The sequence below is a fragment of the Sphingomonas sp. BK235 genome, from assembly GCF_004345855.1.
In the GTDB taxonomy this organism is placed as follows: domain Bacteria; phylum Pseudomonadota; class Alphaproteobacteria; order Sphingomonadales; family Sphingomonadaceae; genus Sphingomonas.
This window is the reverse complement of record NZ_SLXN01000001.1, coordinates 618,081-633,878: the sequence shown is the minus strand read 5'-3', so window position 1 is coordinate 633,878 and position 15,798 is coordinate 618,081. Positions and strand designations below refer to the sequence as shown.

General features: G+C 70.9%; 14 protein-coding genes. 8 read left to right on the top strand and 6 right to left on the bottom strand.

The features are described from left to right. The first annotated feature begins 9 nt into the window (after positions 1 to 9). Positions 10 to 216, top strand: a complete 207-nt coding sequence (locus EV292_RS02910) for a TOBE domain-containing protein (RefSeq protein WP_132907662.1) — start codon at positions 10 to 12, stop codon at positions 214 to 216. Between the two features lie 10 nt (positions 217 to 226). Then, entirely contained in the window at positions 227 to 520 is a 294-nt protein-coding gene (locus tag EV292_RS02905; RefSeq protein ID WP_132907661.1) for a GCN5-related N-acetyltransferase, read from the top strand. 472 nt (positions 521 to 992) lie between these two features. Here EV292_RS02905 and EV292_RS02900 read toward each other — a convergent pair whose 3' ends face one another. Together EV292_RS02900 and EV292_RS02895 are read right to left on the bottom strand one after the other, a co-directional pair. Next, positions 993 to 1,271 (bottom strand): hypothetical protein, encoded by a 279-nt coding sequence (locus EV292_RS02900; RefSeq protein ID WP_132907660.1) that lies wholly within the window; start codon positions 1,269 to 1,271, stop codon positions 993 to 995. Next, positions 1,271 to 2,236, bottom strand: coding sequence for a glycerophosphodiester phosphodiesterase (locus tag EV292_RS02895; protein WP_243693625.1), 966 nt, complete (start codon positions 2,234 to 2,236; stop codon positions 1,271 to 1,273). The genes EV292_RS02900 and EV292_RS02895 overlap by 1 nt, the downstream gene beginning before the upstream one ends. A 118-nt stretch (positions 2,237 to 2,354) precedes the next feature. Between EV292_RS02895 and EV292_RS02890 the strand changes: the two genes are divergently transcribed. From EV292_RS02890 to EV292_RS02865, 6 genes are all read left to right on the top strand, one after another. Further along, on the top strand, positions 2,355 to 2,864 hold the full coding sequence (locus EV292_RS02890; RefSeq protein ID WP_132907659.1) for a 2Fe-2S iron-sulfur cluster-binding protein: 510 nt from the start codon (positions 2,355 to 2,357) through the stop codon (positions 2,862 to 2,864). Further along, a complete protein-coding gene (locus EV292_RS02885) occupies positions 2,861 to 3,826 on the top strand; it encodes a xanthine dehydrogenase family protein subunit M (RefSeq protein ID WP_132907658.1) in 966 nt (321 codons plus the stop codon). The genes EV292_RS02890 and EV292_RS02885 overlap by 4 nt, the downstream gene beginning before the upstream one ends. After that, positions 3,823 to 6,066: a xanthine dehydrogenase family protein molybdopterin-binding subunit gene (locus EV292_RS02880; protein ID WP_132907657.1), complete on the top strand. Its 2,244-nt coding sequence runs from the start codon at positions 3,823 to 3,825 to the stop codon at positions 6,064 to 6,066. The genes EV292_RS02885 and EV292_RS02880 overlap by 4 nt, the downstream gene beginning before the upstream one ends. A 303-nt stretch (positions 6,067 to 6,369) precedes the next feature. Beyond that, positions 6,370 to 8,574 carry a xanthine dehydrogenase family protein molybdopterin-binding subunit gene (locus EV292_RS02875; protein ID WP_132907656.1) on the top strand — a complete coding sequence of 735 codons (2,205 nt, stop codon included), beginning with the start codon at positions 6,370 to 6,372 and terminating at the stop codon, positions 8,572 to 8,574. 289 nt (positions 8,575 to 8,863) lie between these two features. After that, on the top strand, positions 8,864 to 9,787 hold the full coding sequence (locus tag EV292_RS02870; RefSeq protein WP_132907655.1) for an XdhC family protein: 924 nt from the start codon (positions 8,864 to 8,866) through the stop codon (positions 9,785 to 9,787). Beyond that, positions 9,774 to 10,460 (top strand): nucleotidyltransferase family protein, encoded by a 687-nt coding sequence (locus EV292_RS02865; protein ID WP_132907654.1) that lies wholly within the window; start codon positions 9,774 to 9,776, stop codon positions 10,458 to 10,460. The genes EV292_RS02870 and EV292_RS02865 overlap by 14 nt, the downstream gene beginning before the upstream one ends. A 217-nt stretch (positions 10,461 to 10,677) precedes the next feature. On the opposite strand, the gene EV292_RS02860 is transcribed toward EV292_RS02865, so the two are convergent. Genes EV292_RS02860 through EV292_RS02845 form a run of 4 tightly spaced genes read right to left on the bottom strand, consistent with a single transcriptional unit; the run spans position 10,678 to position 15,524 of the window. After that, positions 10,678 to 11,886, bottom strand: coding sequence for an ABC transporter permease (locus EV292_RS02860; protein ID WP_132907653.1), 1,209 nt, complete (start codon positions 11,884 to 11,886; stop codon positions 10,678 to 10,680). Continuing rightward, entirely contained in the window at positions 11,886 to 12,620 is a 735-nt protein-coding gene (locus EV292_RS02855) for an ABC transporter ATP-binding protein (RefSeq protein WP_132907652.1), read from the bottom strand. The genes EV292_RS02860 and EV292_RS02855 overlap by 1 nt, the downstream gene beginning before the upstream one ends. Next, positions 12,610 to 14,007 carry an efflux RND transporter periplasmic adaptor subunit gene (locus EV292_RS02850; RefSeq protein WP_132907651.1) on the bottom strand — a complete coding sequence of 466 codons (1,398 nt, stop codon included), beginning with the start codon at positions 14,005 to 14,007 and terminating at the stop codon, positions 12,610 to 12,612. The genes EV292_RS02855 and EV292_RS02850 overlap by 11 nt, the downstream gene beginning before the upstream one ends. Then, positions 14,007 to 15,524 carry an efflux transporter outer membrane subunit gene (locus EV292_RS02845; RefSeq protein ID WP_132907650.1) on the bottom strand — a complete coding sequence of 506 codons (1,518 nt, stop codon included), beginning with the start codon at positions 15,522 to 15,524 and terminating at the stop codon, positions 14,007 to 14,009. The genes EV292_RS02850 and EV292_RS02845 overlap by 1 nt, the downstream gene beginning before the upstream one ends. Between the last annotated feature and the right edge of the window lie 274 nt (positions 15,525 to 15,798).

The following is a 15,798-nucleotide window of genomic DNA, read 5'->3' as shown; positions in this document are numbered from 1 at the left end:
ACGGGCAGCATGAAGCTCAGCGCGCGCAACCAGATCAGCGGCACGATCACCGCGATCACGCCGGGCGCGGTCAACGGCACGGTGAAGGTCGACATTGGCGGGGGCAACATCGTCACCGCCGCGATCACCGAGGAGGCGATCGCCGAGCTCGCGCTCGCGGTAGGGGATATCGTCACGGTCGTGGTGAAGGCCAGCGACGTCCTGATCGGCAAGTGAGCCGACGCGCGTGACGCGGGAGGAGCGCGAGCGCCGCTGGCTCGCGCTCACCCGCGAGGTGATGCCGGGGCTCGCGGCCGAGCGTGGCTGGCCGGTGCGCGCGGATCATTGCTTCCAGCGCATCCTGCTCGATCATGCTTGTGGCGGGCGCTGGTATGACGCGATCGCGGCGCGGCCTGCGTATCGTCACGCGACGGACACGCAGCTCGACGCCGCCGTCGCGCTGGGTGAGGCGGTGGTGGCGGGCGAGGCGGACCTTGCGGTGCTGAACCGGCAGTCGCTGACGTGGCGGGGGAAGGCGTAGCGTCCCGCGCACGCGCTCTCTTACGATCTAATAAGCGTAAGCGGATCGATACCGTGCCGATCGTCACCCGAAGGACGCGGTATCTGCGAACGTCGCGGAACGTTCCTCTTCTTCCGTCATCCCGGACTTGTTCCGGGATCCACTCCACCGCGAGAGCAACGCGCGCTGACTTCGCGGACCCGTGGATCCCGGAACAAGTCCGGGATGGCGAAGGGATTTGATAAAAGTCCCGCACGGACGCCTTCCATGCGAGGGACCGCGATGGATCTCACATCGGTCTTCCCAGCTCGGCCCCGCCCCCGGCCCCCGCCGGGTCGACGCGCGCTGCGAACGCGCTGTCCCATCAACTACCGTGCTCCTGCGCACGCAGGACCCCAGAGTCAGACAGCATACCGCTCGCGGCCCTGCGTTCCTGCGTGCGCAGGAACACGGGTCGCCCGCTCTTCACCTCATCCCGCGCCGGCCGACCGGCTCAGCGCCCCGCCCCTGCATAGCCGGGCGCCGCCTCACACCGGTCCGGGTGCTTGCGGCATTCCTTCTCACGCTCGCGCCGCTCCTTCTCGTCGCGCTCGGCCTGTTTGCGCTGCTGGCGGACGTATTTCTCGTCGCGCTCCTTGGCGCTGGTGGTCATCACGTCGGCGCCCTTGCCGACCGCCTTCACCGGCAGCGTCGCGACATTCCACGCCGTCCGCACGCACCCGCCCGTCGCCAGCAGCGGCACCGCTGCCACCATCACCAACAACCCACGCATCACTTCGTCTCCCGCGCCCGTGCCTCCGCCCCGATAGCAGGAAAATCGGTGAAAAACCCGTCGATCCCCTGCCCCAGCGCGGCGCGGATCTCGCCGACCAGGTCGCCGTGCGCGGCGGGCTGGTCGCCGCGGCGGAAGCGCGGGTCGAGGAAGACGTTCTCGGCGCGATAGGTCCAGGGGTGCACCTTGAGCCCCGCCGCGTGCGAGTCGCGCACCAGCGGCGTCGCGGTCGCGCCCGACCACAGCATCGCCTTCTCCGGCCCGAGACCGTAAGCGTAGCGTGCCACCGCGCGCAGCCCCTCCGGCGTCACCATCGCGGCATAGCTCGGCGCGGCGCCGTCGGCCGGGGCGCCCTTGGCGGCGACGAGCTGGATCAGCCGGATCTTGGTCATCGTCGCCAGCCGCTTGAGATTGTCGACCTCGAACGACTGGATAAACACCGGCGCCGCGCGCGAGTCCCAGCCGGCGGCGCGCAGCTGCGCGACCAGCAGCGCGTCAGTCGGATGGCCGATCGAGCGGAAATAGGTCGGGTGCTTGGTCTCGGGATAGATGCCGACATGGTGCTGCTTGGCCAGCGCGATCACCTCGGCGAAGGTCGGGATCGCCTCCTTGCCGTCCCACGCCGTGTTCGCGGGGCGCAGCTGCGGCAGCCGCTCCTTGGCACGCAGCGTCTTCAGCTCGGCCAACGTGAAGTCCTCGACGAACCAGCCGGTCAACGACTGGCCGTCGATCGTCTTGGTGGTGCGGCGGTCGGCGAACTCGGGATGCTGCGCGACGTCGGTCGTGTCGGAAATCTCGTTCTCGTGACGCGCGACCAGCACGTCGTCCTTGGTCGGCACCAGGTCGGGCTCGATCACGTCGGCGCCCTGCTCGATCGCGCGCGTGTAGCTGGCGATGGTATGCTCGGGCCGCTCGCCGCTGGCGCCGCGGTGCGCTATGATGAGCGGGCGAGTCGGTGCGGTCATCCCCGCTTTCTGCGCCAGCGCCGTGCCGGGCGCCACCAGCGCCAGCCCCATGAGAATCGTTCGCACGGACCCGCCGAGCGGCCGCGACGTTTGGCACACATTAGTCAGGGGCCGGTCCATGCACTTCACCATCAACGGGAAATCTTACGAGGCCGAGGTCGATGTCCGCACCTCGCTGCTCGACCTGTGCCGTGAGCATCTCGGGCTCACCGGCAGCAAGAAGGGCTGCGACCACGGCCAGTGCGGCGCCTGCACCATGTTGGTGAACGGTCGCCGCATCAACGCCTGCCTCACGCTCGCCGTGATGCACCAGGATGACGAGATCATGACGATCGAGGGTCTCGGCACGGTCGAGAACCTCCACCCGCTCCAGGCCGCCTTCGTCAAGCACGACGGCTATCAGTGCGGCTATTGCACGCCGGGGCAGATCTGCTCCGCGGTCGGCATGCTCGACGAGGTGAAGAAGGGCTGGCCCAGCCACGCCTCCGCCGACCTGAGCGACGTCACCTTCGACGAGAACGAGGTCAGCGAGCGGATGAGCGGCAATATCTGCCGCTGCGCCGCTTACCCCAATATCGTCGAGGCGATTCGCGAGGTCGCCGCCGAGCAGCGCGAGGTGACGGCATGAAGACCTTCGACTATGCCCGTGCGGGCAGCGTCGCCGAGGCGGTGCAGGCGGGCGGCCGCTTCATCGCGGGGGGCACCAACCTGCTCGACCTCATGAAGCTCCAGGTCGAGACGCCCGAGAAGCTGGTCGACATCAGCCGCCTCGATCTCGCCCGGATCGAGGAGCGCGAGGACGGCGGGCTGACCATCGGCGCGCTCGTGCCCAACAGCGACCTCGCCGCCGACCCGCGCGTGATCGAGAAGTATGAGGTGCTCAGCCGCGCGTTGCTCGCGGGCGCGAGCGGCCAGCTGCGCAACAAGGCGACGACCGGCGGCAACCTGCTCCAGCGCACGCGCTGCTATTATTTCTACGACACCGCAGCGGGCTGCAACAAGCGTGCACCCGGCAGCGGCTGCGAGGCGATCGGCGGCTTCAACCGCATTCACGCCATCCTCGGCACCAGCGACCAGTGTATCGCCACCCACCCCGGCGACATGCCGGTGGCGATGCGCGCGCTCGACGCGGTGATCGTCACCCAGCGCGGCGACGGCGACAAGCGCCGCATCCCGATCGCGGACTTCTATCGCCTGCCCGGCGACACGCCGCACATCGAGAACGTGCTCGAGCCGGGCGAGCTGATCACCCATGTCGAGCTGCCCGCACCGCCGCAGGGCAAGCAGACGTACCGCAAGGTGCGCGACCGTGCCTCCTATGCCTTCGCGCTCGTCTCGGTCGCCGCGGTGATCGCGGTCGAGGACGGGCGGATCGCCTCCGCCGCGCTCGCCTTCGGCGGCCTCGCGCACATGCCGTGGCGCAATCCCGCGGTCGAGGCGGCGCTGATCGGCCAGACGCCCGGCACCGCCGCCTTCGAGGCCGCCGCCGACGCGCTGCTCGATGGGGCGAAGGGCTTCGGCAGCAACGACTTCAAATTGCCGCTCGCGCGGCGCGTCCTCATCGCCACGCTCCGGGATCTCACGCAATGACCCTGCTCGACACCGTCCTGGGCCGCGACGAGCATCGCTCGCTCCGCATGGACAAGCCCCTCCCCGACAGCCTGCTCGACCGCGGCGCGCAGGGCGTGATCGGCCAGCCGATCGACCGCGTCGAGGGACCGCTCAAGGTCTCCGGCCGCGCCACCTATGCGGCGGAATATTCGGCCGAGCGGCTCAGCTACGGCGTGCTGGTGCGCGCGCCGTTCGGCTCGGGCAAGATCACCGACGTCGTCGCGGACGAGGCCAAGGCGCTGCCGGGCGTGATCGACGTCATCACCGATTACCCCAGCTTCATCCGCAACCCGCAGCAGGGCGGCGAGAAGAAGGCGCCGACGCAGGGGGTGGAGAAGGTCGACTATCACGGCGAGATCGTCGCGATCGTCGTCGCCGGGACGTTCGAGGCGGCGCGCGATGCCGCGGCGCGCATCAAGGTCGCCTATGAGCCGGCGGAAGGCGCCTTCGTCTTCGCGGAGCATCGCGACGAGGCCGATCGCCCCCCGCCCGACCAGATCCCGCCCCATTCCAAACAGGGCGACGTCGAGGCGGCGATGGCGTCCGCCGCTTACACCGTCGACCAGACCTATACCACGCCGAGCCAGAACTCCGCCGCGATGGAGCCGCACGCCTCGATCGCCGAGTGGAAGGACGGCAAGCTGACGCTGCACGGCTCGTATCAGATGGTCGCGTCGGACCAGATGCAGCTCGCCCAGGCGCTCGGCGTGAAGAACGATCAGGTGCGGATCATCTCGCGCTATGTCGGCGGCGGCTTCGGCTCCAAGCTCGGCATCGCGCCCGAGAGCGTCGCCGCCGCGATCGCCGCCAAGCGGCTCGACCGGCCGGTGAAGGTGGCGATGGCGCGCCAGCAGGTGTTCGACGCCACGGTGCGCCGCTCCAATACCGAGCAGCGCATCCGTCTCGCCGCCGACCATGACGGCAAGCTCACCGCGATCGCGCACGAGACGCTGGCGAGCAATCTGCCCGGCGAGGACTATTTCGAGCCGGCCGGCATCGGCACGCACTTCGCTTATGCCGCGGAGAACCGGCTGACCGATCACAAATTGGTGCGGCTCAACTGGCTGCTCTCCGGCTCGATGCGCGCGCCGGGCGAGGCGGTCGGCATGCTCGCGCTCGAGGCGGCGATGGACGAGCTGGCCGAGGTGATCGGGATCGACCCGATCGAGCTGCGCCGCCGCAACGAGCCCGAGCAGGATCCCGAGAAGAAGGTGCCCTTCTCCAGCCGCCAGCTGATCCCGTGCCTCGACCGCGGGGCCGAAGCGTTCGGCTGGTCCGCGCGCAAGAAGACCGCGGGCGACCGGCGCGGCGAGTGGCTCTACGGCATGGGCGTCGCCGCCGCGGTGCGCTCGAACATGCTGCAGAAGTCGTCCGCCTCGGTCGAGCTGACCAAGGACGGCCGCGCGATCGTGTCGACCGACATGACCGATATCGGCACCGGCACCTACACGATCCTGGCGCAGATCGCCGCCGAGACGCTGGGCCTGCCGCTCGACCGCGTGATCGTCCACCTCGGCGACGGCGAGGCGCCGCCCGCGGCGGGCTCGGGCGGTTCGTGGGGCGCGGGCTCGTCGGGCTCCTCGGTCTATGTCGCCTGCGAAGCGCTGCGCGAGAAGCTGGCCAAGGCGATGGGCGTCGCCCCCGACGAGCTCACGCTCAAGGACGGCCGCGCCATCGCCGAGAACCGCGCGGTGGAGATCACCGAGCTGGTCGGCGACGGCATGAAGGTCGTCGGCACGATCCAGCCGGGGCACCAGGAGAAAGCGGTCCGCCAGGCGAGCTACGGCGCGCATTTCGCCGAGGTGAAGGTGAACGCGGTGACGGGCGAGGTGCGCGTCGTCCGCATGCTCGGCGTGTTCGAGGCGGGGAGGATCCTCAACCGCAAGACCGCGCGCTCGCAGTGTCTCGGCGGCATGACCTTCGGGATTGGCGCGGCGCTGAGCGAGGAGCTGGTCCACGACCGCCGCAACGGCAAGGTGGTGAACCGCGACCTCGCCGAATATCACGTGCCCGTCAACGCCGACATCCCGCAGCTGGAGGTCGAGTTCCTCGACGGGCGCGACCACCATGCCAACCCGATCCACGCCAAGGGCATCGGCGAGCTCGGCATCTCGGGCGCTGGCGCAGCGATCGCCAACGCGATCTACAACGCCACCGGCGTGCGCGTGCGCGATTATCCGATCACGCTCGACAAATTGTTGCCCGGCCTGCCGGACTAGCATCTGGTCCACTGTGCAAGAGGGATTCCAGAGCCACGAACGCCGGATCCGGGGCGCTGGCCTCGGGCCTTCACACGTACTTTGCGTAACCTCTTCGTCATCCCGGACTCGCTCCGGGATTCATCGTGTCGCGAACGCCACGAGCGTTGCTCTCGTGGAAGGATGGATCCCGGGTCGAGCCCCGGATGATGGACGATGACGAACGTTCCGCAACGTTCACGAAGGTGTCGCGTCCGCCGGAGCACGCTTCCGCTTCGACGGATCCGATACTAAGGATAACGCAGGATAATCTGGACGGACGGGATGATCGAACAGGCGATCGACACGGCGGAGCGGCCGGGCGGGTTGGCGCGCGCGGTGCAGGGCGTGCTCGGCGCCGCGGTGCCGCGCGTCGAGGGGCCGCTCAAGGTCACCGGCGCCGCCACCTACGCTTATGAGCGCGCGCCGGAGGGCGTTGCCTATGCCGCGGTGGTCGGCGCCCCGGCCGGCGCCGGCCGCGTCACCCGCATCGACGCCGCGGCGGCGCGCGCGCTGCCCGGCGTGCTCGCGGTGATCGACGACGACCCGCGCATTCCCGCCGGCGGCGCCAACTCGCGCGCGATGCCGCACCAGGGCACCGATCGCGTCTTCCACTACGGCCAGCCCGTCGCGGTCGTCGTCGCCCAGACGCAGGCGATCGCGCGCGAGGCCGCGGCGCTCGTCCGCGTCGAGGCGGAAGCGGCGCTGGGCCGCTACGACGCCGCCGACCTGCCGATCGAGCGCCGGCCCACGTCCGCCTTCCTCGCGCCCGTCGACACCGGCGACCTCGACGCCGCGCTGCGCGACGCCGACGTCGTGCTCGATCGCACCTATACGACCCCGGCGCATTTCCCCGCCGCGCTCGAACCGCATGCCTCGACGATCTGGTGGGAGGGTGACGTGCTCACCGTCCGCTCGAGCAACCAGATCATCGGCGCCGCGCGCGACACGATCGCCACCGCGCTGGGCATGGCGCCCGACAAGGTGCGCGTGCTCGCGCCCTATGTCGGCGGCGGCTTCGGCGGCAAGACCGGCGTCGGCCCCGAGGTGATCCTCGCCGCGATCGCCGCCGAGCGATTGCGGCGCCCGGTCAAGGTGGCGCTGCCGCGGCGCGACACCGCCTATCTGGTCCACCATCGCAGCCCGACGACGCAGCGCGTCCGCATCGCCTGCGACCGCGACGGTCACATCGCCGCGATCGCGCACGAGAGCGTGGCGCAGCAGAACGACGATGCCGGCTTCGTCGAGCCGGTGCCATTCGGCACGATCCCGCTCTACGCCGGCGCGGCGCGGCGGATGACGACCGATCTCGTCCGCGTCGACCTGCCGCCGACCGGCGCGGTGCGCGCGCCCGGCGAGGCGATCGGCACCTTCGCCACCGAATGCGCGATGGACGAGCTCGCCGAGCAACTCGGGCTCGATCCGATCGAGCTGCGCCGCCGCAACGAGCCGGCCTATGACCCGACGACGTCGCGTCCCTTCTCCACCCGTCGCCTGCTCGACTGCTACGCCGAGGGCGCGCGACGCTTCGGCTGGCCCGCGCGCGTGCCCGATCCCGGCACCACGTTCGACGGCGAGTGGCTGATCGGCATCGGCATGGCGACCGCGTTGCGCGGGAATTTCACCGTCTCGGCGGAGGCGGAGGTGCGGATCGACGCCGGCGGCGCCGCCACCGTGTCGTGCGACATGACCGACATCGGCACCGGCACCTACACGATCATGGCGCAGACCGTGGGCGAGATCCTCGGCCTCGCGCCCGCCGCGGTGACGGTCCGGCTCGGCGACACCGACCTGCCGCCCACCGCGGGCTCGGGCGGGTCGTTCGGCGCGGGCAGCGCCACCTCCGCCGCGGCGCTGGCGTGCGAGGAGGTGCTCGCCGAGCTGGCGCGCCGGATGAACGCCGCGCCCGAGGAGCTGGTGCTGCGCGATGGTATGGTGAGCGCCGGGCCGCGCACGGTGCCGCTCGCCGACCTCGTCCGCGACGCGCCGATCGTCGCGCGCGGGCGCAGCACGCCGGGGCAGCAGGCCCAGCGCACCAGCCAGGCCAGCCACGGCGCGCATTTCGCCGAGGTGGCGGTCAACGCCGTCACCGGCGAGGTGCGCGTGCGCCGGATGGTGGGCGTGTTCGACGTCGGCCGCGTGCTCAACCGCGCCACCGCGACCAACCAGCTGGTCGGCGGCATGATCTGGGGGATCAGCTACGCGCTCGGCGAGGCAGCGGTGGTCGACCCGCGCTCGGGCCGCTTCGTCAACCCAGACTTCGGCGAGTATCACGTCGCGGTGAACGCCGACGTGCCTCGGATCGAGTGCCATTTCGTCGAGGAGATCGACGACGCCGCCAACCAGACCGGCGCCAAGGCGGTGGGCGAGCTTGGCATCTCGGGCGCGGGCGCGGCGGTGATCAACGCGATCCACAATGCGACGGGCGTACGCGTGCGCGACGTCGCCGCGACGCTCGACACGCTGCTCGCCGCGCTGCCGCCGGTGTGAGCGGGCGACGACTGACCACCCTCCTCCCGTCATCCCGGCATTGCGCCGGGATTCATGGCGCCACGAGCGCAACTGGGCGCGACGTGCGTGGACGCCTGGATGCCGGGTCAAGCCCGGCATGACGATGAGGATCGGCGCGGGGTGGGCCATCTCCACGGAGGGGTTCGCCACGCCCGACCGCCAGCCCCCGTGTTCCTGCGCACGCAGGAACCCAGAGCCGCGAGCGCGGCGCTTGCCCCTAGGCTCCTGCGTGCGCAGGAGCACAACGCCTTCTAGGATCATCTGACTCATGGCCGACAACGACACCGTCCTCGCCGCCGCGCAGAACTGGAAGGGCGCTCCGCTCGCGCTCGCCACGGTGGTCTCCACCTGGGGCTCGGCCCCGCGGCCGCGCGGCAGCCACATGCTGGTCCACGCCGACGGGCGCTTCGAGGGCTCGGTCTCGGGCGGCTGCGTCGAGGGCGACATCCTCGACACCGCGGCGCAGGTGATCGCGGGCGCCCCGTTCCAGCTCAAGCGCTACGGCGTCGCCGACGACAGCGCCTGGGAGGTCGGCCTGCCCTGCGGCGGCGAGATCAGCGTCATGGTGCAGCCGGTCTCGGCGGAGGGCTTCGACCCCGAATTGTTCGACCGCATCGCCGAGGCGCGCGCGGAGGGCCGCTCGCTCACCGTCACCACCGATCTCGCCACCGGCCATGCCGACCTGCGCCCGCTCGAGACGGGCGAGGTCTTCGCCAACCGCTACGATCCGCCGCGGAGGCTGCTGATCGTCGGCGCGGTGCAGATCGCGCAGGGCCTCGCCGCGCTCAGCCAGGCGCTCGGCATCGAGACGGTGGTGATCGATCCGCGCGGGCGCTTCCTCACGGAGGAGCGCTTCCCCGGCGTCACGCTCGACGATCGCTGGCCCGACGAGGCGGTCGCGGCGTGGAAGCCCGGCCCATCCACCGCCGTGGTGACGCTCAGCCACGACACCAAGATCGACGATCCGGCGCTGATCGCCGCGCTCGCCGCGGAGACCGGCTATGTCGGCGCGCTCGGCAGCCGACGCAGCCACGCGGCGCGGCGGGAGCGGCTCGCCGCCTCGGGCGTTGATGCGGATCAACTCGACCGGATCGACGGTCCCGTCGGGATCGACATCGGCGCGATCGGCCCGTCCGAGATCGCGCTGTCGATCGCGGCGGCGATGGTGGGAGCGTTCAATGATCGCCGTTGAGGATACCGTGCTCGTGCTGCTCGCCGCCGGCCGCTCGGAGCGGTTCGGCGACATCGGCAGCAAGCTGGACCAGCCATTCCTCGCGCGCCCGCTCGGGCTGCACGTCGCGGTGGCCTTGGAGGACATGCCGTTCCGCCAGCGCGTCGCGGTGGTGGACGGCTGCAAGATCGACTTCGCGCAGTTCGGCTTCTTCGTCACGCACAACGACGATCCCGAGCGCGACATGGCGTCCTCGGTGCGGATCGGGGTGGATTGCGCGCGGGCGCATGACGCCAAGGCGGTGCTGATCGCGCTCGCCGACATGCCGCGCGTCACCGCGGCGCATATCTACCGGCTATTCGACGCGAGCGAGATGGGCGAGCAGGCGGTGGTGGCGTCGAGTGACGGCCGCTCACCCAAGCCGCCCGCGCTGTTCGGCCGGGCGCGCTTCGACGAGCTGCTCGCGATCAGCGGCGACCAGGGCGCGCGCGACCTGATCCAGTCGGGCCGCCACGTCGTCACCAACGGCGCCGAGCTGATCGACGTCGACACGCCGGAGGAATTGGAGGCGCTGCGCGAGCTGGTCCACGCGCCCGAGGCGCTGTCGCGGCCGGACTCGCACCTGCTGCGCGGTGGCGACGAGGAGGCGCTGGCGGCTCTGCGCGCCGAGCTGAGAGCGGAACTGGGGGAGTGAGGGCTTATCCCTCCCCTTGAGGCATACTTTGCGAAACTCTTCCGTCATCCCGGACTTGTTCCGGGATCCACTCCACCGCGAGACCAACGCGCCATGCATTCGCGGGACGGTGGATCCCGGAACAAGTCCGGGATGACGGGAAGGTCTTGCGAAGGTCCCGCGAAAGCCGGGTGGGTCGCGGGAGAAGATGCCCCGCCCTAGTCGTGCCGCCCCGCCCCTATTCGTGCCGCAGCGCGTCGATCGGGTTGAGCGCCGCCGCGCGCCGCGCCGGGAAATAGCCGAACACCACGCCGATCACCGCCGAGATCGCGAACGCCACCAGGTTGATCCGCGGATCGAACGTCCACGGCACCTGGAGCAGCGGCGTCAGCCCCGCGATCACCGCCTGCGCCAGCACCAGCCCGATCAGCCCGCCGAGGCACGACAGCGCCACCGCCTCGACCAGGAATTGCAGCAGCACTTCGCGCGCCACCGCGCCGATCGCGAGCCGGATGCCGATCTCGCGCGTCCGCTCGGTCACCGACACCAGCATGATGTTCATGATGCCGATCCCGCCGACCACGAGGCTGATCGCGGCCACCGCCGCGACGATGCGGGTCAGCGCGGTGGTGGTGCCGGTCAGCGTGTCGCTGATCTGCTTGGTGTCGAAGATGTTGAAATCGTCCTCGCGCCCGTCGGTGATGGTGCGGCGCTCGCGCAGCAGCTGGGTGATCGAGGCCTGGACGGTGCTGGTGGCATAGGCCTGGTCGACCCCGACCAGCATCAGCCGCACGTCGCGATTGCCGGTGAAGCGGCGCTGCACCGTCTTGATCGGCATGATCACGATATCGTCCTGATCGCCGCCGAACCCGGCCTGCCCCTTGGTCGACAACACGCCGATCACGTCGCAGCTGACGTCGCCGAGCCGGAAGCGCTCGCCCACGGCCTCGCCGCCGCGGAAGAGGTTCTGCCGCACGGTGTTGCCGATGATGCAGACCGCCTTGCCCGCCTGCTCCTCCTGCGGCGTCCACTGCCGACCGCTCACCAGCGGCCAGGGCTGGACCTGGAAATAGGCCGCGGTGGTGCCGTTGATCGTGGTCGACCAGTTGGCACCCTCGTAGATCGCGGTGGCGCTCGCCTGCGCCTGCGGTGCCACCGCGGTGACGCCCGCGATCTGCCCCGCGATCGCGGTGACGTCCTCGGGCTTGAAGTCGGGCGGGCGCGGTCCGCCGCCGCCGCGACCGAAGCCCTGCCCGGGCCGGATCTGGAGGATGTTGGTGCCCAGCGCCGCGATCTGCGATTGCACCGCCGCGGTGGTCGCCTTGCCGAGTGTGACCATCGTGACGACCGCGCCGACGCCGATGACGATGCCGAGGATCGTCAGGAACGAGCGCAGCAGGTGCCGCCGGATCGAGCGGAGCGCGAGCAGGAAGGTGGTGCCCAGCATCAGTTCGCCTCGACCCGCTCGGGCGTCTCGCCGGGGCGGTGCTGCGCCTCGATCCGCTCCACCAGCCCGTCCTTGAAGTGGATCACGGTGCGCGCGAAGGCGGCCATGTCGGGCTCGTGCGTCACCATCAGCACGGTGATGTTGCTGTCGCGGTTGAGGCCGGTGAGTAGCTCCATGATCTCGACCGAGCGCTCGGAATCGAGGTTGCCGGTCGGCTCGTCGGCGAGCAGCACGTCGGGTGAAGTGACGATCGCGCGCGCGATCGCGACGCGCTGCTGCTGGCCGCCGGAGAGCTCGGCGGGGGTATGGTCCCACCATTGGTCGAGCCCGACCTTCTCCAGCGCCGCCATCGCCGCCTGGCGCCGCGCGCGCTTCTCGTCGCCGCGGTACAGCAGCGGCAGCTCGACATTCTCCAGCGCGGTGGTGCGGCTGAGCAGGTTGAAGCCCTGGAACACGAAGCCGAGATGCCGGCGCCGCAGCAGAGCGCGCTGGTCGCGGTCGAGCGTTTCGACGTGATGGCCCTGGAACAGGAAGGTGCCACCGCTCGGCACGTCGAGGCACCCGAGGATGTTCATCGTCGTCGACTTGCCCGAGCCCGACGGGCCCATCACCGCGACGAAGTCGCCAGCGGCGATGTCGAGGTCGACGCCCTTGAGCGCCTGGAACTGCGTCGCGCCTTCGCCATACACCTTGGTGACGCCGCGCAGGCTGATCAGGGGCGCATCACTGGCCACCCGCCGCGCCCCCTCCCCCGCTGCGACGCCCGCGCCCGCTCGCGCTGGCCGCGCCGGCCTGGTCGGTGCCCGCGGCGAGCTGACCGGTGATCACCTCCATGCCCGGCTTGAGCCCGCCCGACAGCACCTCGGTCTGCGTGCCGTCGGTGTCGCCGGTGGTGACCTGGATCGGCTGCGGCGTGCCGTCCTCGCCCTTGACGTAGACGGTCTGCGCCGCGCCGCGGCCGACGGTGGCGCTGCGCTCGCCCGCGCGCGCGCGACGCGGCGGCCCCATCAGGATCGTGCCCGTGATCCCGCTGCGCCCGCCGCCCTGCGCGCTCGGCTTGAAGCGGAAGGCGGCATTGGGGACGAGCAGCACGTTGCGCTTGTCCGCGGTGACGATGTCCGCCGTCGCGGTCATGCCGGGGCGCAGCTGGAGCGTCGGGTTCGCCACCGTCAGATCGGCGGCATAGGACACCACTTGCCCGCTGGTGCTGGTGCTCGAACTGGTCGACGACGAGGACGAAGCCGTGGCGTTGCTGACCGTCAGGTTCGAGCCGAGGTCGACGCGCGTGATCGTCGCCGGAAAGGTGCGGCCGGGGAAAGCGTCGACGGTGAAATCGGCCTTCTGCCCGATCTGCACCTCGCCCACATCGGCCTCGTCGATCGCCACCTCCAGCTTCATCTTGGAGAGGTCCTCGGCGATCACGAACAGCGTCGGCGTGTTGAACGAGGCGGCGACGGTCTGGCCGGGATCGACCTGCCGCGCCAGCACCACGCCGTTGACGGGCGAGCGGATGATCGCGCGCGCGCGCTGCGTCTGCGACTGCGACAGCGTCGCGCGCGCGGCGGCGACGTTCGCCTCGGCGACGCGCAGCGCCGCGGTGGCGCGCTGCGCGTCGGCCTGACCGGTCTGCAGCTCGGTGCGCGAGGGCACGCGTCCCTTCGACAGCTTGAACACCTCGTTGAGGCGGGCGAGCTGCGCCTGCGACTCCGCCACCGTGGCGCGTGCCTGCGCTACCTGCGCCTCGTTGGCGGCGAGCTGCGCCTGCCCGGCGCGGATCTGGTCGTCGATCTGCTCGGGATCGATCAGCGCGAGCGGCTGGCCCGCGCTGACGCGGTCGTTGACGTCGACCACGACCTTGGTGACGAGCCCGGAGAGCTGCGAGCCGACCGTCACCTGGTTGGTCGGGACGAGCTTGCCCGTGGCGGAGACGGTGACGGTGAGGTCACCGCGCTTGGCCGTGGCGGTGGCGTAGCGCACCGGCTCGTCGCCGCCGAAGACACAGCGCGAGAGCAGCAGCAGCACCACGACCAGGCCGGCGAGCACCAGCACCCACTTGGCCCAGCGCCGCCACGCCGGCTGCGGCTGGACGCCCAGGAAGTCGTCAAGCTGTGTCTCGGGCATCAGGGCTGTCCGTCGCTGGGCGTGGTGATGGGGGCGGGCGTCGGCGCGGGTTGAGCGAGCGTCGGCGCCGCGGCGGCGCGCGGCGGCGCCTCCGGTACCACGGCCGAGTCCCACCCGCCGCCCAGCGCGCCGAACAGCTGCACCAGCGCGGTCGCCGCGTCGGCCTGCGCCTGCGCCGCGCTGTTGCGCGTGCTCAGCAGCGTCGCCTCCTGCTGGCTGAGCGTGGTGAAATCGGTCAGCCCGGTGCGATACTGGCTGCGCGAGAGAATCGCGGCGTTGTTCGCGGCCTCATAGGCGATGGTCAGCTGCTCCTCGCGTCGCCGCGCGGTGTCGAGCGCCACCGCGGCATTCTCGACGTCCTCCAGCGCGGTCAGCACGGTCGACTTATAGGCCGCGAGCGCGGCGTCGGCCGCCGCCTCCTGCCCGCGCACCTGGCTGTTGAGCCGGCCGCCGTTGAAGATCGCCTGGGTGATGCCCGCGAACAGCCCCCCGGTGACGGTGTCGAACAGGCTGCCGACGCCCGAGGCGCGCGTGTTGATGTTCCCGGTGATCGCGAGATTGGGGTAGAGCGCGGCCTTGGCGACGCCGATCTGCGCGGTCGCGGCGGCGAGCGTGCGCTCGGCCGCGCGCACATCGGGGCGCTGGCGCAGCACGTCGGCGGGGATGCCGATGCCCGAGGGCGCCGCGCCGACCGGGATCGGCCGCGCCGCCGCCAGCCGCGGCTTGAGCGCGCCCGGCGCCTGCGCGGTGAGCACGCCGATGCGCGACACCGCAGCGTTATATTGCTGCTCGAGCGAGGGGATCGTCGCCGCGGTCTGCGCGCGCTGCTGGCGCGCCTGCTCCTGGTCGAGCGACGAGACCAGCCCGGCCTGGACGCGGAAGCCCGCGATCTCGAGATTGTCGTCCTGTAGCGTCAGGCTGGCACGCGCGTTGGCGAGCTGCGCCTGATAGAGCCGCGCGAGCACGTAATTGCGCGCCACCTCCTGCTGCACCGATAGCAGGGTGGTCGCATAATCGAAGCCCGAGGCCTGATATTGCGCGCGGCTCGCCTCGACGGTGCGGCGCACCTCGCCGAACAGGCCGAGCTGATAGGAGGCGCTCAGCCCGACCGAATAATTGTCCGCGCCGCCGCCGCCGACATTCTGCACGGTGCCGTCGGGGAGCGTGATCGTCTGGCCGCCGCCGCGCAGCGTCTCGGAGCGGCTGTAGCCGGTGTTGCCGCTGAGCGAGGGCAGCAGGTCGGCGCGGCTCTGCACCAGCGACTCGCGCGCCTGACGCAGCCGTGCGATCGCCTGCGCGACGTCGAGGTTGGCGGTCGCGGCCTGGTCGACCAGCTCGCCGAGGACGGGATCGTCGAACCGCTGCCACCAGCGCGTGAGGTCCTCGCGCGTCGGCGCGGCGGGGACGGAATAAGCGACCGGCACGCCGAGCTCGGACGCCGACCGCGGCTGATAATCGGGGCCGACGCTGCAGCCCGCCAGCGCGAGCAGGGTCGTCGCAAGGGTCGCACGCCTCATGCTGCGATGCATGAACATGCCGGTCGGGCGCGTCCAGCGTTAATGTGTCGCAAGATGTCGTGGGGGGTCGGCGCTGGAGGGGAGCCGTGGCGGCAGGCGGCATGGTGACGGTGATGGACCGCGCCGTGATGAGGCACGGCTGACGAAAAGGGCGTCATCCTGAACTCGTTTCAGGATCCACGGTGCCGCGCATTCAGCGGCTGCGGCGCTGGCGGCACAGTTGGTGCTGACCCAAAACGCGCCTCGCTCTTTCATCACCGTCATCCCGGCCTCG